Origin of the sequence: Lipingzhangella halophila (assembly GCF_014203805.1) — a bacterium.
GTDB lineage: Bacteria > Actinomycetota > Actinomycetes > Streptosporangiales > Streptosporangiaceae > Lipingzhangella > Lipingzhangella halophila.
In genome coordinates this window covers 3,017,615-3,041,579 of sequence record NZ_JACHJT010000001.1, presented here as the reverse complement: position 1 = coordinate 3,041,579, position 23,965 = coordinate 3,017,615, and the positions used below count along the sequence as shown (strand labels likewise).

18 protein-coding genes are annotated in these 23,965 nt (G+C 70.0%); 13 read left to right on the top strand and 5 right to left on the bottom strand.

Features of this window, described 5'->3' with window-relative positions:
• Positions 1-26: 26 nt before the first annotated feature.
• Positions 27-2,567 carry an HAD-IC family P-type ATPase gene (locus tag F4561_RS14095; RefSeq protein WP_184579232.1) on the bottom strand — a complete coding sequence of 847 codons (2,541 nt, stop codon included), beginning with the start codon at positions 2,565-2,567 and terminating at the stop codon, positions 27-29.
• A gap of 221 nt (positions 2,568-2,788) precedes the next feature.
• Between F4561_RS14095 and F4561_RS14090 the strand changes: the two genes are divergently transcribed.
• From F4561_RS14090 to F4561_RS14075, 4 genes are all read left to right on the top strand, one after another.
• Complete coding sequence (locus F4561_RS14090) at positions 2,789-3,631, top strand: NRDE family protein (protein ID WP_184579229.1); 843 nt, start codon at positions 2,789-2,791, stop codon at positions 3,629-3,631.
• Between the two features lie 57 nt (positions 3,632-3,688).
• Entirely contained in the window at positions 3,689-3,988 is a 300-nt protein-coding gene (locus F4561_RS14085) for a hypothetical protein (protein WP_184584253.1), read from the top strand.
• 60 nt (positions 3,989-4,048) lie between these two features.
• Complete coding sequence (gene mshC / locus F4561_RS14080; RefSeq protein ID WP_184579224.1) at positions 4,049-5,281, top strand: cysteine--1-D-myo-inosityl 2-amino-2-deoxy-alpha-D-glucopyranoside ligase; 1,233 nt, start codon at positions 4,049-4,051, stop codon at positions 5,279-5,281.
• A gap of 678 nt (positions 5,282-5,959) precedes the next feature.
• Entirely contained in the window at positions 5,960-6,376 is a 417-nt protein-coding gene (locus F4561_RS14075) for an ABATE domain-containing protein (protein ID WP_184579220.1), read from the top strand.
• Between the two features lie 72 nt (positions 6,377-6,448).
• Here the strand turns inward: F4561_RS14075 and F4561_RS14070 are convergent, their stop codons facing one another.
• A complete protein-coding gene (locus F4561_RS14070; protein WP_312885259.1) occupies positions 6,449-7,294 on the bottom strand; it encodes a PAC2 family protein in 846 nt (281 codons plus the stop codon).
• A 342-nt stretch (positions 7,295-7,636) separates the two neighbouring features.
• Here F4561_RS14070 and metH point away from each other — a divergent pair, with 342 nt between their 5' ends.
• The 7 genes from metH to F4561_RS14035 all read left to right on the top strand — a co-directional run bounded on the left by metH (position 7,637) and on the right by F4561_RS14035 (position 19,070).
• On the top strand, positions 7,637-11,104 hold the full coding sequence (gene metH / locus F4561_RS14065) for a methionine synthase (protein WP_184579217.1): 3,468 nt from the start codon (positions 7,637-7,639) through the stop codon (positions 11,102-11,104).
• Positions 11,101-11,805 (top strand): HAD family hydrolase, encoded by a 705-nt coding sequence (locus F4561_RS14060; protein ID WP_184579214.1) that lies wholly within the window; start codon positions 11,101-11,103, stop codon positions 11,803-11,805. Before metH ends, F4561_RS14060 begins: the two co-directional genes overlap by 4 nt.
• 330 nt (positions 11,806-12,135) lie before the next feature.
• Positions 12,136-13,890 (top strand): ABC transporter substrate-binding protein, encoded by a 1,755-nt coding sequence (locus tag F4561_RS14055; protein WP_184579211.1) that lies wholly within the window; start codon positions 12,136-12,138, stop codon positions 13,888-13,890.
• A gap of 188 nt (positions 13,891-14,078) precedes the next feature.
• Positions 14,079-14,567, top strand: coding sequence for a cellulose synthase (locus F4561_RS14050; protein WP_184579208.1), 489 nt, complete (start codon positions 14,079-14,081; stop codon positions 14,565-14,567).
• A 449-nt stretch (positions 14,568-15,016) separates the two neighbouring features.
• Positions 15,017-16,036 carry an ABC transporter permease gene (locus F4561_RS14045; RefSeq protein WP_184579203.1) on the top strand — a complete coding sequence of 340 codons (1,020 nt, stop codon included), beginning with the start codon at positions 15,017-15,019 and terminating at the stop codon, positions 16,034-16,036.
• Positions 16,037-16,057: 21 nt separating this feature from the next.
• A complete protein-coding gene (locus tag F4561_RS14040) occupies positions 16,058-17,074 on the top strand; it encodes an ABC transporter permease (RefSeq protein ID WP_184579200.1) in 1,017 nt (338 codons plus the stop codon).
• 40 nt (positions 17,075-17,114) lie between these two features.
• Positions 17,115-19,070 carry a dipeptide ABC transporter ATP-binding protein gene (locus F4561_RS14035; protein ID WP_184579197.1) on the top strand — a complete coding sequence of 652 codons (1,956 nt, stop codon included), beginning with the start codon at positions 17,115-17,117 and terminating at the stop codon, positions 19,068-19,070.
• A gap of 35 nt (positions 19,071-19,105) precedes the next feature.
• Here the strand turns inward: F4561_RS14035 and F4561_RS14030 are convergent, their stop codons facing one another.
• Positions 19,106-19,807: a TetR/AcrR family transcriptional regulator gene (locus F4561_RS14030; protein ID WP_184579194.1), complete on the bottom strand. Its 702-nt coding sequence runs from the start codon at positions 19,805-19,807 to the stop codon at positions 19,106-19,108.
• Between the two features lie 122 nt (positions 19,808-19,929).
• Here F4561_RS14030 and F4561_RS14025 point away from each other — a divergent pair, with 122 nt between their 5' ends.
• Positions 19,930-20,328: a hypothetical protein gene (locus F4561_RS14025; RefSeq protein ID WP_184579191.1), complete on the top strand. Its 399-nt coding sequence runs from the start codon at positions 19,930-19,932 to the stop codon at positions 20,326-20,328.
• 99 nt (positions 20,329-20,427) lie between these two features.
• On the top strand, positions 20,428-20,805 hold the full coding sequence (locus F4561_RS14020; protein ID WP_184579188.1) for a GntR family transcriptional regulator: 378 nt from the start codon (positions 20,428-20,430) through the stop codon (positions 20,803-20,805).
• Positions 20,806-20,906: 101 nt separating this feature from the next.
• Here F4561_RS14020 and F4561_RS14015 read toward each other — a convergent pair whose 3' ends face one another.
• Both F4561_RS14015 and F4561_RS14010 read right to left on the bottom strand, forming a co-directional pair.
• Positions 20,907-22,256: an RNA polymerase sigma factor gene (locus F4561_RS14015; protein WP_184579185.1), complete on the bottom strand. Its 1,350-nt coding sequence runs from the start codon at positions 22,254-22,256 to the stop codon at positions 20,907-20,909.
• Between the two features lie 390 nt (positions 22,257-22,646).
• Positions 22,647-23,840: an AMP-binding protein gene (locus F4561_RS14010; protein WP_184579182.1), complete on the bottom strand. Its 1,194-nt coding sequence runs from the start codon at positions 23,838-23,840 to the stop codon at positions 22,647-22,649.
• Between the last annotated feature and the right edge of the window lie 125 nt (positions 23,841-23,965).

The following is a 23,965-nucleotide window of genomic DNA, read 5'->3' as shown; positions in this document are numbered from 1 at the left end:
GCCCGGCGGAGCCGTGGCGAACAGCCTCAGACTCCCTCATGCTCCCGTTGCGCACCGGGATCCGGCCGGGCAGCCGTACGGCCGCCCGGCCGGATCCCTGACGCCGTGTCGGGCCCCGCCCGGTTATCCGTACGCGCCTCCGCGCGGCGGGCGAGGTAGTCGTCGACGATCCGCACGATCGTGATCAGGCTGGCGGCGGCGCCGGCCACCGCGACCGCGGTCAGCAGCTTGCCCGGGTCGCTGATGTCGAGGGCGAAGAACTCCCGCCCCACCGGTGTGAGCAGCACGGCCAGCAACAGCGCGACCATGGAGGCCACCAGGACGATTTTCCACCAGACATAGGGCTTCGCCGCCAGCAGCAGTACCCACAGCGTAGTGACACACAGGGTGACCAGAACGGCGGTGCGGTCGGTGAGCTCGGGCACGCGCGCGCCGTCCAGCACCAGGAGGTAGGTCGTAATGGCGGCCAGCCCGCTGATGAGGCCGGCCGGGACCGCCAGGCGCAGCGTCCGGCCCACGAACCCGGGACGGGCGCGCTCGTTGTTGGGGGCCAGAGCGAGGAAGAACGAGGGGATCCCGAAGGTGATGGCGTTGATCAGCGTCGCGTGCCGCGGGAAGAACGGGTAGGCCACGGCGAGCATGCCGACGATCGTGGCCATCGTCATCGAGTAGACGGTCTTGGTCAGGAACAGGTTGGCGACGCGCTCGATGTTGCCGATCACCCGCCGCCCCTCGGCCACCACGTGCGGCAGGGTCGCGAAGCGGTTGTCCAGCAGCACGAGCTGCGCCACCGAACGCGACGCCGGGCTGCCCGATCCCATGGCCACCCCGATGTCGGACTCCTTGAGGGCGAGTACGTCGTTGACGCCGTCGCCGGTCATCGCGACCGTGCGCCCGCGCGACCGCAGGCCGCGCACCATGTCGCGCTTCTGTTCGGGTCCGACTCGTCCGAACGTGGTCGTGGACTCGACCTCCTCGGCGTAGCCTTCCTCGTCGCGGTGCATCGTGCGGGCGTCGGCGGGGGAGTCGCCCCCGGGCAGCTCCAACGTGCGTGCCACCGAGCCCACCGAGGCCGCGTTGTCCCCGGAGACGATCTTGACGTCGACCCCCTGCCCGGCAAAGTAACGGAGCGTCGGGGCGGCGTCCTCGCGGATGCGCTGGTCCAGCACGACCAGGGACGCCGGGGTGAGTTCGCCGGGAGCGCCGGGGGAGTCGACGCGCTCGCCGGCCCGCGCGAGCAGCAGCACCCGGAGTCCGCGGCCTGCGATGCGCTCCGCCTCGGCGGCCTCCTCGCTGCCCGGCGCGGCCAGCACGTCGGGAGCCCCCAGGACCCAATGCATCTCGCCCGAGGGGGTGGCGAAGCTCACACCGCTCCACGTGCGGCCTGAGGAGAACGCCGCCCGGGCGGTCGGGGTCCAGGCCGGAGGGGCGTCGAACGCCTCGGCGATGGCCCGCATGCTGGGGTTCGGGTTGGGGTCGGCGGCGGCCATCGCGGCCAGGACCGCGCCGGGGCCCGCCTCGCCGTCGACGCGCCCGCCCCCGAGGTCGCGGACCTCGCAGACACGCATTCCGGTCTCGGTGAGGGTTCCGGTCTTGTCGGTGCAGACCACGTCAACGCGGGCCAGCCCCTCGATCGCCGGAAGTTCCTGCACGAGGCACTGCCGCCGGCCCAGCCGGACGACACCGACCGCGAAGGCGATGCTGATCAGCAGGATCAGCCCTTCGGGGATCATCGACACCAGTGCGGCGACCGTGCCGCGCAGCGCGTCGGCCAACGGGCCGGACATGTGCCCGCTGGCGAGCGGCTCCTCGACGGTGACGTGTCCGCCGAACACGAGCTGGCTGACAATCAGCAGCGCGCCAATGGGGAACAGCGCCCACGTGATGAACGTGAGGATCCGGTCGATCGCCGTCCGCAGCTCCGAATGGACCAGGGAGAAGCGGCTGGCCTCCTCGGCGAGCCGGGCGGCGTACGCGTGCCGGCCCACTCGGGTGGCGCGGAAACGACCACTGCCGGCGACAACGATGCTGCCGGACATGAGACGGTCGCCGGGGGCCTTGACCACCGGGTCGGCCTCGCCGGTCAGCAGCGACTCGTCGATCTCCAGGCCCTCCGAGCCGACCACGTCGCCGTCGACGACCACCTGGTCGCCGTGGGCCAGCTCGATGACATCGTCGAGAACGATCTCCTGGGCGCGGATCGCGACGGGGGCGCCGTCGCGCAGCACCCGCGGGTGGACCGCGTTGACGATCGCGAGCGCGTCCAGGGTGCGCTTGGCCCGCAGCTCCTGCGCGATTCCGATCAGCGTGTTGATCACGATGACCAGGGCGAAGAGGCCGTCCTGCACGGGCCCGATCACGGCGATGACGGCGAAGAGCACGGCGATCATCGCGTTGATCCGGGTGAAGACGTTGCCGCGGATGATCTGACCGACGCTGCGGCTGGCCCGTACCGGGACGTCGTTGGTCCGGCCGGCGGCCACGCGCTCTGCGACCTGGGCCGCAGAGAGGCCGCGCCCGTCGTCGTCGGGCGCGGCCTGCTCCTCGTGCTCGCTCTGTTGGGCCATCAACGCTCCAAGTCGGCCAAATGTCACCGGTCAGGCGTGCGGTGCCCGACCGGAACGAGCTTATGAGACCACGGAGACCAGCGCGCCAGCCACGCCCGGCCGGCTGGGCGGCCGGGCGGCCGGGCGGCCCCGTGGGAACGGTAACGTGGCAGTCCACCGTGCGGCGGGTGTGCCGCGACCGGGCCCGGCCGGAGCGGCCGGCAGAGCGGAGGAGAACGGCGATGTGTACAGTCGTGGTCGCTTTCCAGCCCTCCTCCGAGGTCCGGCTCATGCTCGCGGCGGTCCGCGACGAGCTCGTCGACCGGCCGTGGGAGGAGCCCGGTGAGCACTGGCCGGAGTTCCCCGGCGTGCTCGGTGGGCGCGATCTGCGCGCCGGAGGCAGCTGGCTTGCGCTCGCGCCCGGCACCCCGGAGCCCGGTAGCAGCGGCCCGCGTCTTGGCGCCGTGCTCAACGGCCACACGTTCGCGCCCCCCGCTGGCGGCGGGCCGCGCACCGCAGGAGCAGCCCCACTGGGCGCGGCCGGGCTGAGCCGAGGCCGGCTCCCGCTGCTGATGGCGGCGCGCGGCACGAACGGACTGGACCCCGCCGAGCTGCCCCAGTACGACCCCTTCCACCTGCTCGGCGTGGACACCGGCGGCACGACAGCCACCCTCCGCAGTTGGGACGGCCAGCACCTCGCAGAGCGGGCGCTCCCCGCGGGTCGGGTGAGCGTGCTCGTCAACACCGGGCTCGACGAGAACGATCCGCGAGCCCGCCGGCACGGGCCGGCCTTCGCCGCTGCCCTGCCAGCGCCGCGCCACCAGGCGTTGGAGGGAGCCACGGAGGCCGCGCAGATCTGGGGGGACTGGCCGCGCCTGGTCGACGAGGCGGCGCGCGGCCCCGCGCGCACCGGTGGGCACGGCGGTGCCGACGACCCCTCGTCACTTGTGGCGCGAATCGAGCTCGGAGGTGGCCGGGTGTGGGCGTCCACTTCGGTGACGCTGGTCGCCCTCGGCCGCGACACGGTCCGCTGCGCCTTCACCGACGCGCCGGGGGATCCCGGCGCGTGGCGTTTGGTGCGTTGAGCGCACGCGTCCCTCCGCCGGGTAAACCCGGGGACTGGTGTGGCCGTCCCTTAGCGGATGACCGAATCGTGCCCCGCGGACGAGCCATGGGGCGGAGGGGAACGCGATGTCACCGTGAAAACCAGGTGGGCGTGGCGCGGCAGGCGCCACGATCAGGGCGGGCCGCCCGCCGGTTCTGGTGACCTCGCCCGAGGTCAGTGGGAACCCGCGGCGTACTGGCTGCTGTACGTGGTCGCGTTTCTGGCGGTTCTGCTGCACTGGCGCGCGGGAAATGTGGAGCTCGCGGTGCTCTGCGCCGTTGCGGTACTCGTCAGCGTCTGGTCCATCATGCGCGCGCATCGAGGCGACGCTGTTTGAGCTGGGGAGCCCGCACCCGCATGGCGCATTTCCGCCCAGAGGGGCCGATAGTCTCGGGTTATGCGTTCTTGGTCTGCGTCTGGCAGCGTCGACGTCCGGCTGCCCGGTAACGGCGCTCCGCTCCACCTGTACGACACCGTCTCCGGCTCCGTGCGCCCCACGAGCCCCGGGGAGACCGCGCGGATGTACGCGTGCGGCATCACCCCCTACGACGCCGCACACCTCGGCCACGCCTTCACTTACCTCGTCTTCGACCTGGTCAACCGGGTATGGCGGGATGCCGGACACAACGTTGACTACGTGCAGAACATCACCGACGTCGACGATCCCCTGCTCGAACGGGCCGAAGCCAACGGTGAGAACTGGCGCGAGCTGGCGGAACGAGAGATCGAGGTCTTCCGCGCCGACATGGCAGCGCTGCGGGTGCTCCCGCCGCGCGCGTTCGTCGGCGTGGTGGAGTCCATCGACGTCATCGTCGACCTCATCGAGCGGATCCGGGCGACCGGAGCCACCTACGAGATCGACGGCGACATCTACTTCGCCGCCGAGTCGGCGCCGCGGTTGGGCGAGGTCAGCGGCCTTGGGCGCGAGGAGATGCTTCCGCTGTTCGCCGAGCGCGGCGGTGACCCGCAGCGCACCGGGAAGAAGGATCCGCTCGACTGGCTGCTGTGGCGCGCCGAGCGTCCCGGCGAGCCGGCGTGGGACACCTCCCTGGGGCGCGGGCGCCCCGGATGGCACGTCGAATGCAGTGCGATCTCGCTGCGTGAGTTGGGTCTCGGTTTCGATCTCAACGGAGGCGGGACCGACCTGATATTCCCCCACCACGAGATGGGTGCGGCCGAGGCGCGGTGCGCGACCGGCTCCGGCCCGCACGCGCGGATGTACACGCACGTCGCCATGGTGGGCCTCGAAGGCGAGAAGATGTCGAAGTCGCAGGGCAACCTGGTGTTCGTCTCCGAGCTTCGCGAGCGCGGCGTCGACCCCATGGCGGTGCGCACCGCCATGCTGGGCCACCACTACCGCGAGTCCTGGGACTTCAGTGAGGCCGATCTGGCGGCCGCCGAACAGCGCCTGAAGCGTTGGCGCGCCGCGGCGGACGTGGCAGTGGGCCCCGACGCCATGCCCGCGCTTGGCCGGGTGCGCGAGGCCCTGGCCAACGACCTCGACACCGTGACCGCGCTCACCGAGGTCGACACGTGGGCCCGGGAGGCACTGGCCGGCGGAGGCGAGGACGCCGCCGCCCCGGCGCTCTTCCGCGACACGGTCGACGCCCTCCTCGGGGTGCGGCTCTAGACGGTGGTGCGGGCGGGCGGTCGGGTATCCGGCGAAGGCGGCGGGTGGCCAGGGCGGTGCTCCTCGGTGCTGGCTGCCAATGGTGACTCACCCAACGAGGGCAGTGAAGGCGCCGGATGGCCGAGCCCCGAGTGGTCGCGACGGGTGCCCGGTGGTGGCGCGCCCGACGGAAGCAGCGACAACGACACATAGCCCAGGCGCGTTTCCTGGTGTCGCCGGGCTCACGCCGCACCGAAACTGACCGTACGGACATACTCAGTGCCGAGACCGCCCCCACGGTCACCCTCGATACGACCCAGCACCGAGAACGACGCCACGGACACCCCGCTGGACCCACCACCCGCCTCGTCGCCCCCGTCGGGCGCGTCACCATCGGGCACCCGTAGCGATCATTGGGGGCGGCCCATCCGCCGCCTTCGTTGCCTTCGTTGGGCAGCGTCACCGCCGGGCACCCGTACCGGCGACCGGGCTGGCCCATCCGCCGTCGCCGCCGCCTGCGTTGGGCGCCGTACCGCCCACCCCCATCACCGATGTAGGCGTTGCGGCATCCCTTCCGGCGACCAGGCGCAGTACTCGGACGGGATCCCACAAGAACCCGGAATCCGGCCATAACGGACCCGCGGCCAGAAAACACACTTCATGTCATCACCGGGTGCCGTTCCGTGATGGGATGGGGCTATGACCACCCTCACAGCACAGAGAACCGCCGCCGACCTCGTCAGCGCGTTCGTCGCCACCGGCGACGCGCTGGCCGACCGCGCGGACCTGGCCCAGTTCCTCCGTGACCAACGGCTCATCACCGACGGCGCCATCCCGATCACGGTCGCTGACTTCGACGAGGCGATCGCGCTTCGGGACGGGATGCGTGCGCAGTTGCTGCGCGCCGCGGGCGGGCCGGCCGGCGACGAGGCGCTGGCACGGGGGCAGCGCGTCCTCGACGGCCTCCGGGTGACCGTGCGCATGGATCCGGAGGAGGAACCGATCCTGGCCCCCGCCGTGGTGAACGAGGTGCGGCGCGGTCTGGCGCGCATCGCCGGCGCATGGGCGATCGTGCTGGCCACGGACGAGTGGCGGCGGATCTTGGTTACGGAGTAACGCCACGGGCCCGGTAGCCCAACGGTGCCGCCGTACCGCCGGGCCCGGAAAACACCGTGCTCGTGCTCGCCGCTAACCGCGGCCCCGGCGCTTGAGGTAGCGCTCGAACTCGCGGGCAATGGCGTCGCCGGAGGCCTCGGGCAGCTCGGCGGCGTCCTTGGCCTCCTCAAGGCTGCGGACGTATCCGGCGATGTCGTCGTCCTCAGAGGCGAGCTCGTCGACGCCGCGCTCCCAGGCCCGCGCCTCCTCGGGCAGGTCGCCCAGTGGCACGGTGGCGTCGAGGACGTCCTCGACCCTGCGCAGCAGGGCCAGGGTGCCCTTCGGGCACGGCGGCTGGGCCACGTAGTGCGGCACCGCCGCCCACAACGAGACTGTCTCGACCCCGGCCGAGGCGAAAGTGTCGTGCAGCACGCCGACGATGCCGGTGGGGCCCTCGTAGGCGGTGGGCTCCAGGTTCAGCGCCGTGCCGAGCTCGCTCGGGAAGGCCACGCTGGTGACCGGCACGGGACGCGTGTGCGGTGCGTCGGCGAGCAGCGCGCCCAGCAGGATCACCCGCCGCACGCCAAGATCGCGGGCGATCGTGAGCAGGTCGGCGGAGAACCCGCGCCAGCGCATGTTCGGTTCGGCACCACTGACCAGAACCACATCGGACCTGCTGCCTGACGGCCGGGCCACCGAGACCCGGGTCGTCGGCCAGGTGATGCCCCGGTTCTCACCGTCGACTACCGTCGTTCGCGGCCGGGAGACCTGGAAGTCGTAGTAGTCGTCCGGCTCCAGAGCGAGCAATTCGTCGGCGTCCCAGATCGAGGCCAGATGCTCGACGACGGCGCTGGCGGCCTCGCCGGCGTCGTTCCAGCCATCGAACGCGGCCACCATGACGGGCTCGACGAGCTCAGGGTCGCTGCCGAGCTCAGGCACCGGCCGCCTCCTCACATTCCGGGGGCCCTTAGGGTAGCCATCCGGTTGGTTGCACTGACACTGACAAACGCGCGCGTGGACGCGTTTCCCAGGCTTACCATGTTCCGCCCGGTCTTTCGACGGCAAACTGCCGTGCTGCCGGGTCCGTGTGGCACGGACACGTCCACCCTATGGGCTGACGCCGTCACGACGTAACGACGGACCGCGCTGGGGTGCCAATCTCGGGAGAATCCGCCGAGCCTCCCATTAGCGAAGCTGTGACCAGCAATGATGTTCGGAAAATCGCGGGAGGGGTACCCCGTAGCGGGTGCGCGGGGGCGATCGACACTACAGTTGAGAGACATGAGTTCTCGACTCTCCTTCAGAGATGCCCTCGCCCAACGTGTCATCGTCGCTGACGGTGCGATGGGCACCATGCTGCAAGATCACGATCTCGGCCTCGACGATTTCCAGGGGCACGAAGGCTGCAACGAGATCCTCAACGTCACTCGCCCCGACGTCGTGCGGTCGACCCACGCCGCCTTCTTCGACGTGGGCGTCGACTGTGTTGAGACCAATACGTTCGGCGCCAACTTCGGTAACCTGGGCGAGTACGACATCGTCGACCGCACCTATGAGCTCGCCGAGTCCGGCGCCCGGATCGCCCGCGATGTCGCCGATGAGTACTCGACAGCCGACCACCCCCGCTACGTCCTCGGGGCCGTTGGGCCCGGCACCAAACTGCCCAGCCTCGGCCACGCCCCGTTCACCACCCTGCGCGACTACTACGAGCAGTGCCACAAGGGCCTGATCGACGGTGGCGCCGACGCCATTCTGATCGAGACGTGCCAGGACCTGCTGCAGACGAAGGCCGCGGTGATCGCGGCCCAGCGTGCGCGGAAAGCCACCGGCTCCAACATCACGATCATCGCCCAGGTCACCATCGAAACCACCGGCACCATGCTGCTCGGCTCGGAGATCGGCGCGGCGGTAACCGCGCTGGAGCCCCTTGGTATCGACATGATCGGCCTGAACTGCGCCACCGGCCCGGCCGAGATGAGCGAGCACCTGCGTTACCTCTCCCAGCACGCGAGCGTGCCGATCTCCTGCATGCCCAACGCCGGGCTGCCCGAGCTGGGTACCGACGGTGCCGTCTACCCCCTGCAGCCGCATGAGCTGGCCGACGCCCACGACACCTTCACCACCGAGTTCGGCCTGTCCATGGTGGGCGGCTGCTGCGGCACCACGCCCGAGCACCTGCGCCAGGTCGTCGAGCGTGTCCGGGGCCGTCCGGTCAAGGAGCGCCAGCCCTTCAACCCGGCGTCCGCGGCCTCGCTCTACCAGACCGTGCCTTTCCGCCAGGACGCCAGCTACCTCGCGGTCGGCGAGCGCACGAACGCCAACGGCTCGAAGAAGTTCCGCGAGGCGATGGTCGAGGAGCGCTACGACGACTGCGTCGAGATCGCGCGTGACCAGATCAGTGATGGCGCGCACATGCTCGACCTCAACGTCGACTACGTCGGCCGCGACGGCGCGCGGGACATGCGCGAGCTGGCCTCGCGGCTGGCCACCGCCTCCACGCTGCCGATCATGCTCGACTCCACCGAACCCAACGTGATCGAGGCCGGCCTGGAGCTGCTCGGCGGCCGCGCGCTCGTCAACTCGGTCAACTACGAGGACGGAGACGGCCCCGACTCCAAGATCAACCGGGTGATGCCGCTGGTCAAGGAGCACGGCGCCGCTGTGGTCGGGCTGACCATCGACGAGGAGGGCCAGGCGCGCACCTGCGACTGGAAGGTCCGCGTCGCGGTGCGGCTCATCGACGAGCTCGTGGAGAAGTGGGGGATGAACGTCGGGGACATCATCATCGACACCCTCACCTTCCCGATTGGCACAGGCCAGGACGAGACCCGGCGCGACGGCATCGAGACCATCGACGCGATCCGCGAGGTGAAGCGCCGCTACCCGGAGGTGCAGACCACGCTCGGGCTGTCCAACCTCTCCTTCGGGCTGAACCCCGCGGCGCGCATCGTGCTGAATTCGGTGTTCCTGCACGAGGCGATGGAGGCCGGACTCGACTCCGCGATCGTGCACGCCTCCAAGATCCTGCCGATGAACCAGATCCCCGACGAGCAGCGCCAGGTCGCCCTGGACATGGTCTACGACCGGCGCACCGAGGACTACGACCCGCTGTCGAAGTTCCTCGACCTGTTCGAGGGCGTGGACGCCCAGGCGCTCAAGGCCTCGCGCGCCGACGCGCTGGCCAAGCTTCCGCTGTGGGACCGGCTGGAGCGGCGGATCATCGACGGCGAGCTGAACGGGATCGAGGCCGACCTCGACGAGGCGCTGCAGGAGAAGAAGGCGCTCGAAATCGTCAACGACCACCTGCTCGCCGGGATGAAGGTCGTCGGTGACCTGTTCGGCAAGGGGGAGATGCAGCTTCCCTTCGTGCTGAAGTCCGCCGAGACGATGAAGGGCGCGGTCGCGCACCTCGAACCGCACATGGAGAAGACCGACGACGACGGCAAGGGCCGCATCGTGCTCGCCACCGTCAAGGGCGACGTGCACGACATCGGCAAGAACCTGGTCGACATCATCCTCTCCAACAACGGCTACGACGTCGTCAACCTCGGCATCAAGCAGCCGGTGTCGACGATCCTCGAAGCCGCGGAGGAGCAGAAGGCCGACATCATCGGGTTGTCCGGGCTGCTGGTGAAGTCCACGGTGATCATGAAGGAGAACCTGCAGGAGATGAACTCCCGCGGGCTCTCCAGCAAGTTCCCTGTGCTGCTCGGCGGCGCCGCACTCACCCGTTCGTTCGTCGAGGAGGACCTCGCCGACATGTTCCAGGGCGAGGTCCGCTACGCCAAGGACGCCTTCGAGGGCCTGCGCCTGATGGACGCCTTCATGGACGTCAAGAAGGGGGTCGAGGGAGCCGAGCTGCCTGCCCTGCGCAAGCGCAGGGTGAAGGGCGGTGCCACGTTGGAGGTCACCGCGCCCGAGGACATGCCCGCGCGCAGTGACGTGGCGACCGACAACCCGGTCCCCGCGCCGCCGTTCTGGGGCGACCGCATCAGCAAGGGCATCCCGCTCGCGGACTACGCCGCCTTCCTCGACGAGCGCGCCACGTTCATGGGGCAATGGGGCCTGAAGGGTTCCCGCGGTGACGGCCCGAGCTACGAGGAGCTGATCGAGACCGAGGGCCGGCCGCGCATGCGCATGTGGCTGGACCGGATCCAGACCGAAGGGCTGCTCGAGGCCGCGGTCGTCTACGGACACTTCCCCTGCTACAGCGAGGGCGACGACCTGGTTGTGCTCGACGAGGACGGTTCCGAGCGCGAGCGCTTCACCTTCCCGCGCCAGCGCCGCGACCGGCACCTCTGCCTCGCCGACTTCTGGCGGCCCAAGGAATCCGGCGAGACCGACGTGGCGACGTTCCAGGTCGTCACGGTTGGTGGCGGGATCAGCCGGGCCACCCAGGAGCTGTTCGAGAAGAACGCCTACCGCGACTACCTGGAGCTGCACGGCCTGTCCGTGCAGCTCACCGAGGCGCTCGCGGAGTACTGGCACACCCGGATCCGCAAGGAGCTGGGCTTCGCCGCGGAGGACCCCGACGACCTGGAGCAGTTCTTCAAGTTGGGCTACCGCGGTGCGCGGTTCTCCCTGGGGTACGGGGCGTGCCCGGAGCTGGAGGACCGGGCCAAGATCATGAAGCTGCTGGAGCCCGAGCGGGTCGGCGTCACGCTGTCCGAGGAGTTCCAGCTCGTTCCCGAGCAGGCAACCGACGCGATCGTCGTGCACCACCCGGAAGCGAAGTACTTCAGCACATGATCGGTCCCCCCACAGACGCGGCAGTGCCCGACCACGCTGGCGTCGCCCCGCAGGCCGTCCTGCTCGACATGGACGGCACGCTTGTCGACAGCGAAGCGCTGTGGGGGAGGGCTGAACGCGAGGTCGTCTCCGGCCTCGGCGGCGTGTGGACCGACGAGGACCACCGCCGCAACGTGGGCGCGGCCTCGGTGCCGGTCACTCGGTACATCATCGAGCTGACCGGCACCGACGTGCCGCCCGCCGCCGTTGCCGCGGAGCTGCGCGCGGCGTTCTCCCGCCAGCTCGCCGGTGGTGTGGAACTGCGTCCGGGCGCCAAGGAACTCGTCGCCGCGGTCGCGCGCTCCGACGTCCCCATGGCGCTGGTGACGTCAACAGAGCGGTCTGTGGTCGACGCCGCGATCGGCGGCATCGGCGCCGGAAGTTTCGATGTGACGGTCGCCGGCGACGAGGTGGAGCAGAACAAACCCGCCCCCGACCCGTACCTGCGCGCCGCCCGCCTGCTGGGCGCCGACCCGGCGAGGTGCGTGGCGGTCGAGGACTCGCCGGTCGGTATCGCCTCGGCCGTGGCGGCAGGCTGCGTCACTGTCGCGGTGCCCTCGATGGTGGCTCTCGAGGAGGCCGACGGCCTCACCGTGCTCGACTCCCTGGTCGGGGTCGACCTCCGCTGGATGGGCGCGCTCGTGCGGGAACAGCGCGGCTGAGCCCCACCCCCTAGCGGCCGGCCGCCCCGCGGCCGGTACCCCTGCCGGCCGCGTCTCTCCGTGTCGCCGCGTGCACCAGTCGTGTCCTGGACATACTCGCCGCGGCCCCCTATGTCCCCGGTAACCGAGCGCGGTTCGGGTTGCACTAGTTACCGCGCCTTAGATGAATTGTGACTAAATCCCGCCTACATTTGCCGGAATGCGCATCGGGCGGGCGGGATCGGTCCCCAGTGTCAAGAGACTCGCTCCCCTGCCGGTGGCTCGGCGACCCCGAGACCACCGGCCCGCCGAAGTGCGTACGTACCACAAGTACAGACGGGAGGCGGAACTGTGAGTAGAACCGCATTGGGCTGGATCGCGCTCGGCGCATCGGCGTCGCTGGTGCTCTCGGCGTGCGGAAGTGGCGGCGACGACGGGGGACCCGGCGAGTTCGACCAGGGTGTCAGCGAGGTCGTCAACTCCAGCGACGAGAAGGGCGGGACGCTTCGCTACGCGATCACGTCGGACATCGAGAGCACCGACCCGGGCAACACCTACTACGGCTACATGTGGAACTTCAGCCGGTACTACGCGCGTACCCTCTACACCTACGCGTCGGAGCCCGGCCAGGCCGCCCGTGAGGTCGTTCCCGACCTGGCCAAGGGGCAGCCGGAGGTCGGTAACGACGGGAAGACCTACACCGTCAAGCTGAAGGAGGGCCTCACGTACGAGGACGGCTCCGAGATCGTCGCCGAGGACATCAAATTCAACATCGCGCGGTCCAACTTCGGCCCCGACGCGCTCCCGGGCGGCCCCAAGTACTACAAGGAGCACCTGGCCAAGAGCGGGGACTACGAGGGCCCCTTCACCGACGCCGAGGACCCGTTGGAAGGGCTCGGGGGAGTTGAGACCCCCGACGACCACACCCTCGTCTTCCACCTGAAGGAGAAGTTCGTCGACTTCCCGTACGTCCTGGTGCAGCCGCAGAGCTCCCCCGTGCCGGTCGACACCGAGAAGCCCGGGGAACGGTATCAGGCGAGCCCGATCTCCTCGGGCCCCTACAAGTTCGAGGATGAGTGGACGTCGGGCGACGGCCTGGCCCTGGTGCGCAACGACGAGTGGGACCCCGAGTCCGACCCCATCCGCACGGCGCTGCCGGACCGGATCACCGTCGAGGAGGGCGTCGACCAGAACGAGATCGACCAACGGCTGCAGAACGGCGAGCTCGATGTCGACCTCGCCGGTACCGGCCTGGGCCCGGGGGCCAAGGGTGAGGCGGTCAACGACGAGGCCACGAAGACCCGCCTCGACAACCCGGAGAACCAGGCCCACTACTTCATGAACGTGAACACCAAGGTGGAGCCGTTCGACGACCTCGCGTGCCGGCAGGCGGTGCAGTACGCGGTCGACCGCGGAAGTGTGCAGCGCGCCTGGGGTGGCAAGACCGGCGGTACCAAGGCGACCCAGGTCCTGCCGCCCGCGGTCCCGGGGGCCAACGCCGAGTATAACGCCTACCCGTCCCAGGACGGCGAGGGCGACATCGACGAGGCCGAGGCCAAGCTGGAGGAGTGCGGCGAGGGCGGCGGGTTCTCCGCCAACCTCGCCGTGCGCAGCGATCGTCCGGCCGAGGTGCGCGCCGGCGAGTCGATCAAGGAGAGCCTGGAGCGCGCCGGGATCGACGTCACCATCGAGCAGTTCCCCACGAAACAGTTCAGCACCAGCCGGGTCGGATCCCCGGACTACGTCCAGGAGAACGAACTCGGCCTGGCCCTCCACGGCTGGATGCCCGACTGGCTCACCGGCTACGGCTACTTCAGCCAGATCCTGCACGGCAGCGCCATCAAGAAGGCCAGCAACTACAACGTCGCCGAGTTCGACAACGAGGAGTTCAACAAGACCCTCGACCAGGTCGTCAAGATGGATGACCCGCAGGTGCGCGCCGAGGAGTACGAGAAGCTCGACCAGCTGGTGATGGAAGAGGCGGTGCTGGTGCCAATGGTCTTCCACAAGCCGGTGCTGTACCGGCCGGACAACCTGACCAACGTGTACTTCAACCCGAGCTGGAAGATGTACGACTACATGACGCTCGGCACCACCGAGACCTAGCTCCCGCCGGTGCGCTGGCCCGGCGGCCGGCTCACCGCGCGGGAGGGTTCTCCTCGCCGGTGGCGGGAAGGCACAGGGAAAGCGGATACCGTGCTGGTCCGGGGCCAGGATCACGGGCCAGCACGGGGCCGGTTCCTTAGGGGATCGACCCGATGTGCAACGCCGCGCCGGAATGGGAGACTGAAAGTATGGAAACGTTGCCGATCACAGGGTGGATCCTCGGTGGCGGCCTCACAGTAGTGGGGCTGGTCATCTCCTGGTTTGTCTGGCGGCGTAGGGGAGCCGCGTCCGGGCTTCGCGGGGTCGCGTGGTCACTACTGCCGCTGGCGGCCGGCCTGGTCGGTCTCATGACGACCATCTGGCGGGTCGGATACATCCTCGTCACCGACACCCTCTCGTTCTTCGTGGGTCTGGCGCTCAACCCCGTGGTGTGGGCCGGCGTGATCGTGGCGGGCCTGGCCGTGGTGCTGTGGGTCGTCTCGGGGGTTATGCGCGCACGCGGGATCGGCACCAACCAGCGTCCGCGGGCCGCCGAGGCCACGGCCGGTGGCGACAGTAGTGCGGCGGTCACCTCCGGCAAGCAGCAGCCTGCCTCGTCCTCGCAGACGAAGTCCGAAGGGGGCGACGACGACATGGGCGATATCGAGGATCTGCTGCGCAAGCACGGTATCGAGTGAGCCGCTGACACCGCTCCAGCGCTTCGCTGCGCCCTCTTCGTCCCGCCTTCGGCTCGCGGCGCACCGCGCCTGCCCCTGGCACGCCCCGCCCTCCCGGGCGGGGCGTTTCTCGTGTACGCCGACCTCGCGTCGTTACGCTACGTGGCATGACGGGCCGATGAGGTAGCAGTCACGATTCCGCTACATCGTGTTCAACTAGACGATTTGTCACGAACTCCGGCGTAGATTATGCGCCGTGCGCTGTAATCCGGGAATCGTTAGGCGTTCTGCCTCGCACGATGCGGGAGAACTGGCGCACGCGACATCGCCGGTGAGACCATCCACTCACCGTCGGTGCGCCGGATCGGCCGGGTGCGGGCGCATGACCGCGTCCATCGGGCCGCTCCGGTCCCGGTGGTTCGGCCGGGAAGCAGCCCCGCAGCCACGAGCGAGAAGTGGGAAGTGGTGCGATGACCGCCCCCCTGGACAAGTCCGAGACGTCCAAGGGCGCCCCGGACGCGGCCCAGGCCGGGACCGACACGGGAAACCGCTCCTTGCGGCAGGTCGCCTGGCAGAGGTTCCGCCAGGACAAGGTCGCCATGGCCGGCGGGATCGTCGTGGTCCTCCTGATCCTGATGGCCCTCCTCGCGCCCCTGCTCACGCGGATCTTCGGCTACCCGCCGACCCAGTTCCACGAGGACCTCATCGATCCGCTGACATTCGCTCCGCTGCGCGACCCAGACAACCCGGCCGCGGGGATCGACCCGTGGGGGGGAATCAGCTCACAGCACCTACTCGGCCTGGAGCCGGGCAACGGCCGTGACCTGTTCAGCCGCATCGTCCACGGAGCGCGGATCTCGCTGCTCGTCGCGTTCGGCGCCACCGTCCTCTGCGTGGTCATCGGCACCATCCTCGGTGCGGTGGCCGGGTACTTCGGCGGCTGGGTCGACTCCGCGATCAGCCGGGCGATGGACATCTTCCTCGCGTTCCCGTTGCTGCTCTTCGCGATCGCGCTCTCGGGCGTGATCCCCGACGGCGCGTTCGGCCTCGAGGGAAACTCGCTCCGGATCGCGTTACTGATCTTCATCATCGGGTTCTTCAACTGGCCCTACATCGGGCGGATCGTCCGCGGCCAGGTCCTGACCCTCAGGGAGCGCGAGTTCATCGAGGCCGCGCGCAGCCTCGGGGCGAGCAACCGGCACATCCTGCTGCGGGAGCTGATGCCCAACCTGGTCACCCCGATCCTCATCTACTCGACGCTGCTGATCCCCACCAACATCATCTTCGAGGCGTCCCTGTCCTTTCTCGGTGTCGGGATCAACCCGCCCACGCCGACCTGGGGCGGGATGCTGGCGGACTCGCTGGACTTCTACCAGACCTCACCGCACTTCGTGATCATCCCGGGGTTGGCCGTCTTCATCACCGTCCTCGCGTTCAACCTGCTCGGCGACGGCCTGCGGGACGCGTTCGACCCGCGCTCGACCGACTGACCCGGGCCCGGAGGAGGTATCGTGCTCAGCTACATTCTTCGCCGGCTCGGGGCCGGGGTGGTGCTACTCGCGGTCGTCACCCTGGTGACGTTCCTGATCTTCTTCGTCATCCCCCGACTGGCCGGACAGTCACCCCGGCAGATGGCCGCGATGTACGTGGGCAAGGCCCCCACGACCGAGGCCCTCGACAACACGGTCAACCGGCTCAACCTGGACCAGCCCGTCATCCTGCAGTTCTGGGAGTTCGTCAAGGGCATCGTCCTCGGCACCGAGTACGAGTTTGGCGGCCAGACCGTGGAGTGCGCCGCACCCTGTTTCGGGTACTCCTTCCAGACCTACCAGGCGGTCTTCCCCGAGATCATCAGCCGACTTCCGGTAACCGGGTCGATGGCCATCGGTGCCGCCGTCTTCTGGCTGGTCGGCGGGGTCGCCGTCGGGGTCATCTCCGCCGTCAAGAAGGGCAGCCTGTTCGACCGGCTGGCCATGGGCGCGGCCCTGGCCGGGGTGTCACTGCCGGTCTTCTTCACCGGCCTGCTCGCCCTCGCGCTCCTGGTGCACGCCTGGGAGATCCTGCCCATCCCCGGCTACACGCCGTTCACCGAGAACCCGGCGCAGTGGGCGGTGGGAATGTTACTGCCCTGGCTCACCCTGGCGTTCCTGCACGCCGCGCAGTACGCCCGCCAGACCCGGGGCGGCATGTTGGAGACGCTGGGCGAGGACTACATCCGCACCGCCCGCGCCAAGGGGCTTACCGAAGGCCGGGTGATCCTCAAGCACGGGCTGCGTCCCACCCTGACGCCCATCGTGACGATCTTCGGGCTCGATATCGGAATGGTGCTGGGCGGGGCGGTCCTCACCGAGACCGTGTACTCGCTGAACGGTGTCGGGCGGTACGCCGTCGAGGGCATCACCTCCAATGACCTGCCGGTCATCCTCGGCGTCACCCTCTTCGGCGCCTTCTTCATCGTGGTGTGCAACCTGATCGTTGACGTCCTCTACGCCTGGATCGATCCCCGCGTGCGGGTGGCGCGCGCATGACCCGCCCCGGCAGAGGGCCCGACCCGAAGGACGGTGGGCAATGAGCACGTCGGAATCCCCGCAGCGGACGACGGACCCCAGTGAGCCTGTCGTGCGCGTCAACGACCTCGCCGTCACCTTCCCGACGATGGACGGCGACGTTCGCGCCGTCGACCGGCTGTCGTTCGAGGTGGCGCCCGGCGGTGCGCTGGGGATCGTGGGCGAGTCGGGCTCCGGTAAGAGCGCCACGTCACTCGCGCTCATGGGGCTGCACCGCGGAACCAGGGCCCGGATCACCGGTGACATCACCGTCGCCGGCACCGAGGTGGTGCGCACCGAACCGGACGACACGCACCCCCGGGAGCCCCGTGTCACGCACGCGAGCGACGCCAAGGTCCGCGCGATGCGCGGCAACGACATCGCGATGGTGTTCCAGGACCCGATGTCCTCGCTGCACCCGCAGTACACTATCGGTGACCAGCTCATCGAGGCCTACCGCACGCACCGGCCCGAAGCCGGGAGCGCGGCGGCGCGCCGGCGGGCGGCCGAGGCCCTGGACCGTGTCGGTATCCCGGAGCCCGCCAAACGCGTCCGCTCCTACCCGCACGAGTTCTCCGGGGGGATGCGCCAGCGCGCGCTGATCGCCGTGGGGCTGATGTGCGAACCCAAGGTGCTGCTCGCCGATGAGCCGACGACGGCCCTGGACGTCACCGTGCAGGCGCAGATCCTGGACCTGCTGGACGACCTGCGCCACGAGATGGGGATGGCGCTCATCCTGGTCAGCCACGACCTGGCGGTGGTGGCCGGCTCCGTGGACGAGGTGCTGGTGATGCGGGACGGCGTGGCGGTCGAACACAGGGAGGTACGCCAGGTCCTCTCCCGGCCCGAACACCCCTACACCCGGTCGCTGCTGGACGCGGTGCCGCGCGTCGACGTCTCGAACGCCGAGCGTCGGGCGCGCGTCCGGGCGGAGCGCCGCGAACATGCCAGCGGCTCGGGCACCGAGGAGGCGGTGCGCGAGGCGCTGAAGGCCGCGGACACCCCGCGGTTCGGCGCCCTGCGGCGGCGCCCGCGAGAGCGCGTTGGGCAGGACGGTGCGCCGGCCGCCCGGCCGGCCGAGGGACCCGGGCACGAGGCCCACGAGAGCGCCGAGACCCCGCTGGTGCGGGTCGAGGACGTGCGCATGCGGTTCCGGGTGCGCGGCGGGACCTTCGGAGGGGGCAGCGACTTCTACGCCGTCGACGGTGTCTCCTTCGAGCTGCACAAGGGGGAGACACTCGGGGTGGTCGGCGAGTCCGGATCGGGCAAGAGCACTCTGGTACGGATGATCACCCGGCTGCTGCAGCCCACCGAGGGCAGGGTCGTCTTCCAGGGGCACGACATCACCCGACTGCCCGAGCGGCGGCTCCGCCCGCTGCGCCGCGACATGCAGATGATCTTCCAGAACCCCTACTCCTCGCTGAACCCGCGGATGACGATCGGCGACAGCATCGGAACGGCACTGCGCGTGCAGGGCGTGCGCGACACCGCGCTCATCCGGACCCGCGTCCAGGAGCTGCTGGAACGCGTGGGGCTGGAACCGCGGCACTACAACCGGTTCCCGCACGCGTTCTCCGGCGGGCAGCGGCAGCGGATCGCGATCGCACGGGCGCTCATCCTGCGTCCGAAGCTGGTCGTCTGCGATGAGCCGGTGTCGGCACTGGACGTCTCCACGCAGGAGCAGATGCTGCGGCTGCTGTCGGAGCTGCAGGACGACCTTGAGCTGACCTACATCTTCGTCGCGCACGACCTGGCCGTGGTGCGGCAGGTCAGCGACCGGGTCGCGGTCATGCGCAAGGGGCGGATCGTCGAGATGAGCCGCGGCGACGACGTCTACGAGGACCCGAGCCACCCCTACACTCGGCAGTTGCTGGCGGCGGCGCCGGTGCTCGACCCCGACGAGGCGCGCGAGCACCGGGCCCAGCGGGCCGAGCTCCGCCGGCAGACCGGCTCGGGGCAGCCCGCGCCTTCCTCCTGAGCCGGGACGCGGCCTGCCGCCCCGGGCTCCCCAGGTCAGCTCGCCGGCTCGGCGTCCCGGGTCAGGGCCGCGAGCAGCGCGTCGAGGCCCGCGCTGAAGCTGCGCTCCGGATCGGGCGCCGCCTCCTGGGCCAGGAGGGCCACGGTCGGGAAGCGCCCGTCGATCGCCGCGGGGTCCGGGCTGCCGAGCCCCTCGCTGCGTACCTGGTGGATGACGGCGCCGGTGACGTAGGAGTCGAGTGCGGCGGCGGCGTCGACGATGGCGGGCCCGCGCAACCCCGCCTCCGCGAACGCGGCATAGTGGCTCTCCAGGGCGCGCATGGCCGCCGCGGACTCGGGCCGGCGGTTGATGAGCAACGTCAGTGCGCCAGCGTGCCGCAGCAGCGCCGCGCGGTAGTCATGGGCCCAGGTCCGCAGCCGTTCGTCCCACGGGCGGTCGTCGGCGGCCGGTTCCGCCTCCTCCTCGGCCTCCGCGGGCCCGTCATCGGCAGGCTCGCCGTCTTCGCCGGGCGCGTCCCCGGACTCGCAGTTGCGCGTGACATCGGTGACGTACTCCACGATCGCGTTGAACAACTGCTCCTTGCCCAGCGGGAAGTGGTGGTAGATCGCCATCGCCTCGACCTGGAGGGTGTCCCCGAGCCGGCGCATGGTCAGCCGGCGCAGCCCTTGGCCGTCGATGATGCGCAGCGCTTCGGTGATGATGCGTTCGGCACTGAGTCCAGCATTGTTTCTGCTCACCCGGACAAGTATAGGCTTACTTTGTAAAGGTAGCGGTTTGCGGCGCACCCATCGCGCGAAACCGTTCGCACCACCTTTAAGGTGGGCATTCGATCGTTGGGAACACCCGGAATGGAGCGAGCATGGGGTTGTTGGCCTCTCGGAAGGTCGAAGATGACGCGCAGCGCCGCAACGCCGAGGATCGGGAGCTCGCCGAGCGGCTTCCCGCGCTGCTCGAAGCCGTTGCCTCCGCCGAGCGCGAGCTCTACGAAGCACACAACCAGGGAGCGGATTACCCGGAACTGAAACGGCGCGGGATGGATCTCGACCGGGCCCTGACCGAGGCGATGCGCGCCGCGTATGCCCGCCAGCGCGTGCTGATCGGCCCGCGCGGCCACACCGACCGCATCTACCGCCGCAAGCGCCTGGCCCGGCCGGACGTCAAGGAGGCTACCGAGCTCGCCGAGCGGCTACTCACCGAGCGCGAGACCCACCGCCTGCACGGGATCGAGGAGGCACCGCGGAGCCAGCAGGTCGGGTAGCGGACGCGTTGGTGGGTGCGTGCCTGGTCCAGGGATGGCAGGATCGCGCAGCACAGGGCCCGAACCGGGCACGGACCACGGCAGGAAATGGGGACGAGGATGCCGGATTTCATCCGGATAGATCCAGCGTCGAAGGTGCCCCCGTACGAGCAGATCAGGGCCTCGGTGGCGAACGCGGCGGCCCGGGGCGACATCCCCGTGGGGTTCAAGCTGCCCACCGTCCGCGCCCTCGCGGAGCGGCTCTCGGTCGCGGTCAACACGGTGGCGCGTGCCTACCGTGAGCTGGAGCAGGCCGGGGTGGTCGAGACGCGCGGCCGCTCCGGGACCTTCGTAGCGGCCGGGGGCGACGACCAGCGGGCCGAGGCCGTGACCGCTGCCCAGCAATACGCGGACGTTGTCGCCCGGCTCGGGCTCAATCCCAATGAGGCCCTGGACATCGTGGCGGCGGCGCTGCGCCAGGCACCGCACCGGCGCTGAGCCGGCGGCTCGCTGGACGTACCCGGTCCGGACAGACCTCGTGCCCGCTCCCTAGGGGGCGGGCACGAGGCCGGGGTTGATGCGGTGCCGCGCGGCTCCGGTCAGCTCGCGAAGTCCAGCAGCTGCTGGGCCCGGCTGGGGTGCCGGAGCTTGGACAGCGACTGCTTCTCGAGCTGCCGGATACGCTCGCGGGTCAGCCCGAGATGCTTGCCGATCTCGTCGAGAGTACGAGGCCGGCCGTCCATCAGGCCGAAGCGCAGCGACATTATGGTCGCCTCGCGCGGTTCGAGGTCCTCGAGCGCGCGGCGCAGTTGGTCGGCCATGAGCTGGCGGTCGACCACCTCGGACGCCTCGGAGGCGTCGATGTCCTCGATCAGGTCACCGATCCGGGTCTCGCCGTCCTCCCCGATGGTGGAGTCGAGGCTGATGGGCTGCCGGGTCACCCGCAGCAGTTCCTCGATCTGGTGCGGGGTCTTGTCGAGCTCCAGGGCCAGCTCGTCCGGGGTGGGCTCGCGCCCCAGGGTCTGGTGCATGTCGCGCTCCAGCCGGCTGACCTTGCTGAGCAGTTCCAGCACGTGGACGGGAAGGCGAATGGTCCGCGCGGAGTCAGCGAAGCCACGCTGGATGGCCTGGCGGATCCACCACATGGCGTACGTGGAGAACTTGAAGCCCTTGGTGTAGTCGAACTTCTCCACCGCGCGGATGAGTCCCAGGTTGCCCTCCTGCACCACGTCGAGCAGGGACATGCCGCGGTCGCTGTACTTCTTGGCGACCGAGACGACCAGCCGCAGGTTGGCCTCCAGCATGTGCGCCTTGGCTTGGCGGCCGTCCTCGGCGACCCATTCGAGGTCCTCGCGCTCGGTGTCGCTGAGCTCTGCGGACTCGGGGACCTCTTCGAGATGACCGAGCCGGTACTCGGCGTAGAGGCCCGCCTCGATCCGCTTCGCGAGGTCGACTTCCTGTTCGGCGGTGAGAAGCTGGCGGCGTCCGATGGTCTTCAGGTACGTGTGTACCGAGTCGCCCATGGCCGGCGACTGGTCATCGAGGTCGGCTTCGGGGAGGTCCGGCTCCGGAGACTCCTTCAGCACATGGTCCTCGACGGCGTCCTCTGTGTCCTCCCCGGTCTCATCGGTGGTGGTCGTCTCGCCAGCGGTGGCGAGGGTTTCCTCCAGCACGTCGTCCTCAGCGTCGGCGTCCACCGATTCGACCGCCGCGGCGTCGTCGCCCCCGTTGGCGAGCCGCACACCGGCGTCCGTAAGTTCGCGCAGGATTGAACGGCCGTCGGCAGGGCTGATCCCGGCCGCGGTGAATGCGGCGCGGAGCTCCGCGAGGGACAGGTGTCCCTGGGAACGCCCTCGTGTGATCAGCTCCTCGAGAGCCGCGGACGCGACCTCAGTGCCGTCTGCGGACTCCGCCACCGTGGGTGAAGTGGCTAGGGCAGTGCGCGTCATGCGGGCACCTCCCTCCCTTCCAAGACGTCAGGCACGCGGCGGCATCGATCCCCGCCGACTTGGCGCGCCATTATGTCTAACGTGTCAGAGAGTCAAATGTTCCCGGTCTCGATTAGATATCGTCGGTCGTGGCATAGGTCACGCCCGTCGAACTGGCAACGAGCCCGCCGGACAGGTAAGGCGCGGCGGTCTGTGACCCGGCCCCCTGGCACACGGCCCGCGCGCACGGTGCCCCTCGGATCGGGCAATCAGCACGGTACGCCCTCCTTCACGGGGGAGAAAAAGCAGGATGCCCTAGTAGACGCCCGCGGAGGCGAGGAAGTTCCCTCGATCACGGACGGCGCAGTATACAACCGCGAATGCCGATCATCCTGCCAACGCGCGAACAGGTCAATCGGAAGCCGGGAGCGGGCTCCTTAGTGCCTCGATGTCCGGTTTTCCAGTGGCGAGAAGCGGTATCTCCGACCGCAGTTCCAGTTCCCGCGGTGCCGCATAGCGCGGTAGATGGTCCGCTACCCAGGAGCGCAGTTCGTCAAGTGTCGGTGGCGTGTCCGGATCCCGGGGAACCACAATCGCGGTAACGCGCTGTCCCCAATCACTGTCGGGACGGCCCACCGCGATGGCCTCGGCCACCGGCCCGAACCGGGTGAGCACGCTCGCCACCTCGGCGGCGACGACCTTGTGCCCACCGGTGTTGATCACGTCGTCGACGCGGCCACGCACCCGGAGGCGGTCGCCGGCGAAGCGCCCCAGGTCGTTCGTGCGGAACCAGGTTCGCCCGTCCGTGCCGCGCACCAGGTGTTCGCTGGTCCGCTGCGGATCCAGCCGGTACCCGGACAGCAGGGCCGGACCCGCCAGCAGCACCCGGCCATCAGGGTCGACGTCGGCGCGCATCCCGTCGAGCGGGACACCGTCGTAGACGCAGCCGCCGCAGGTCTCGCTCATCCCGTAGGTCGTGACCACCCGGGCCCCGGCGTCGCGGGCCGCGGCCAGCAGGTCGTCCTCCGCGGCGGCGCCCCCGAGGAGGATGGAGGCGAACGACGAGAGCTCGGCGCCGCCGGCCAGCATCCGGCGAAGCTGGGTGGGCACGAGGGACACGTGCGGCCGCAACCCGCTGGCCGCCGCGGTGACCTTGTCGGCGTCGAAGCCGGCGAACACCGGCTCGCGCCCGTTGACCAGCGCGCGCAGCACAACCTGGATGCCGGCGATGTGCGCGGTGGGCAGCACGCAGAGCCAGTCGTCGCCGCGGCCCGCGCCGAGGCGGCGCACCGAGGCGCGCGCCGAGGCCAGCAGCGCCTCCGCGGACAGCTCCACGCCCTTTGGCAGCCCGGCCGACCCGGAGGTGGCGACGACCAGGGCCGTGTCGTCGGCGGTGCCCGCGCCGTCGTCGAGCGTGCGGACGCCGTCCGGGGTGCGCAGCGAACCGGGGCGAGTGGCCCGCAGCACTTCGCGCACGCGCTGCGGCGGTAGGTCGGCGCCGATCGGCAGCAGCGCGGGACCTCGTCCGTCCAGAGCCTCGGCGAGGAGCGCGGTGAAGTGGGAGGGCTCCAGTCCGGTCACCGCTTGCAGGGGTCGGTTGGGCACGCCCTCCACGGTAACCACGGCCGCGGGGAGGGCGCGGTGCCGGGGTTGTCCCGACGCCGGTGCGTTCCCGTGTGCCGGAACTACTAAGCTGGCCACCTGGCCGGTAGCGCCTTCGGGCGGGCGCA

Coding starts and splice junctions, on each gene's coding strand:
- F4561_RS14075 (WP_184579220.1), top strand. CDS start 5,960: ATGACCACCCTCACAGCACAGAGAACCGCCGCCGACCTCGTCAGCGCG.
- F4561_RS14090 (WP_184579229.1), top strand. CDS start 2,789: ATGTGTACAGTCGTGGTCGCTTTCCAGCCCTCCTCCGAGGTCCGGCTC.
- F4561_RS14045 (WP_184579203.1), top strand. CDS start 15,017: ATGACCGCCCCCCTGGACAAGTCCGAGACGTCCAAGGGCGCCCCGGAC.
- F4561_RS14060 (WP_184579214.1), top strand. CDS start 11,101: ATGATCGGTCCCCCCACAGACGCGGCAGTGCCCGACCACGCTGGCGTC.
- F4561_RS14085 (WP_184584253.1), top strand. CDS start 3,689: ATGACCGAATCGTGCCCCGCGGACGAGCCATGGGGCGGAGGGGAACGC.
- F4561_RS14050 (WP_184579208.1), top strand. CDS start 14,079: ATGGAAACGTTGCCGATCACAGGGTGGATCCTCGGTGGCGGCCTCACA.
- F4561_RS14035 (WP_184579197.1), top strand. CDS start 17,115: ATGAGCACGTCGGAATCCCCGCAGCGGACGACGGACCCCAGTGAGCCT.
- mshC (WP_184579224.1), top strand. CDS start 4,049: ATGCGTTCTTGGTCTGCGTCTGGCAGCGTCGACGTCCGGCTGCCCGGT.
- F4561_RS14020 (WP_184579188.1), top strand. CDS start 20,428: ATGCCGGATTTCATCCGGATAGATCCAGCGTCGAAGGTGCCCCCGTAC.
- F4561_RS14015 (WP_184579185.1), bottom strand. CDS start 22,256: ATGACGCGCACTGCCCTAGCCACTTCACCCACGGTGGCGGAGTCCGCA.
- F4561_RS14095 (WP_184579232.1), bottom strand. CDS start 2,567: ATGGCCCAACAGAGCGAGCACGAGGAGCAGGCCGCGCCCGACGACGAC.
- F4561_RS14025 (WP_184579191.1), top strand. CDS start 19,930: ATGGGGTTGTTGGCCTCTCGGAAGGTCGAAGATGACGCGCAGCGCCGC.
- metH (WP_184579217.1), top strand. CDS start 7,637: ATGAGTTCTCGACTCTCCTTCAGAGATGCCCTCGCCCAACGTGTCATC.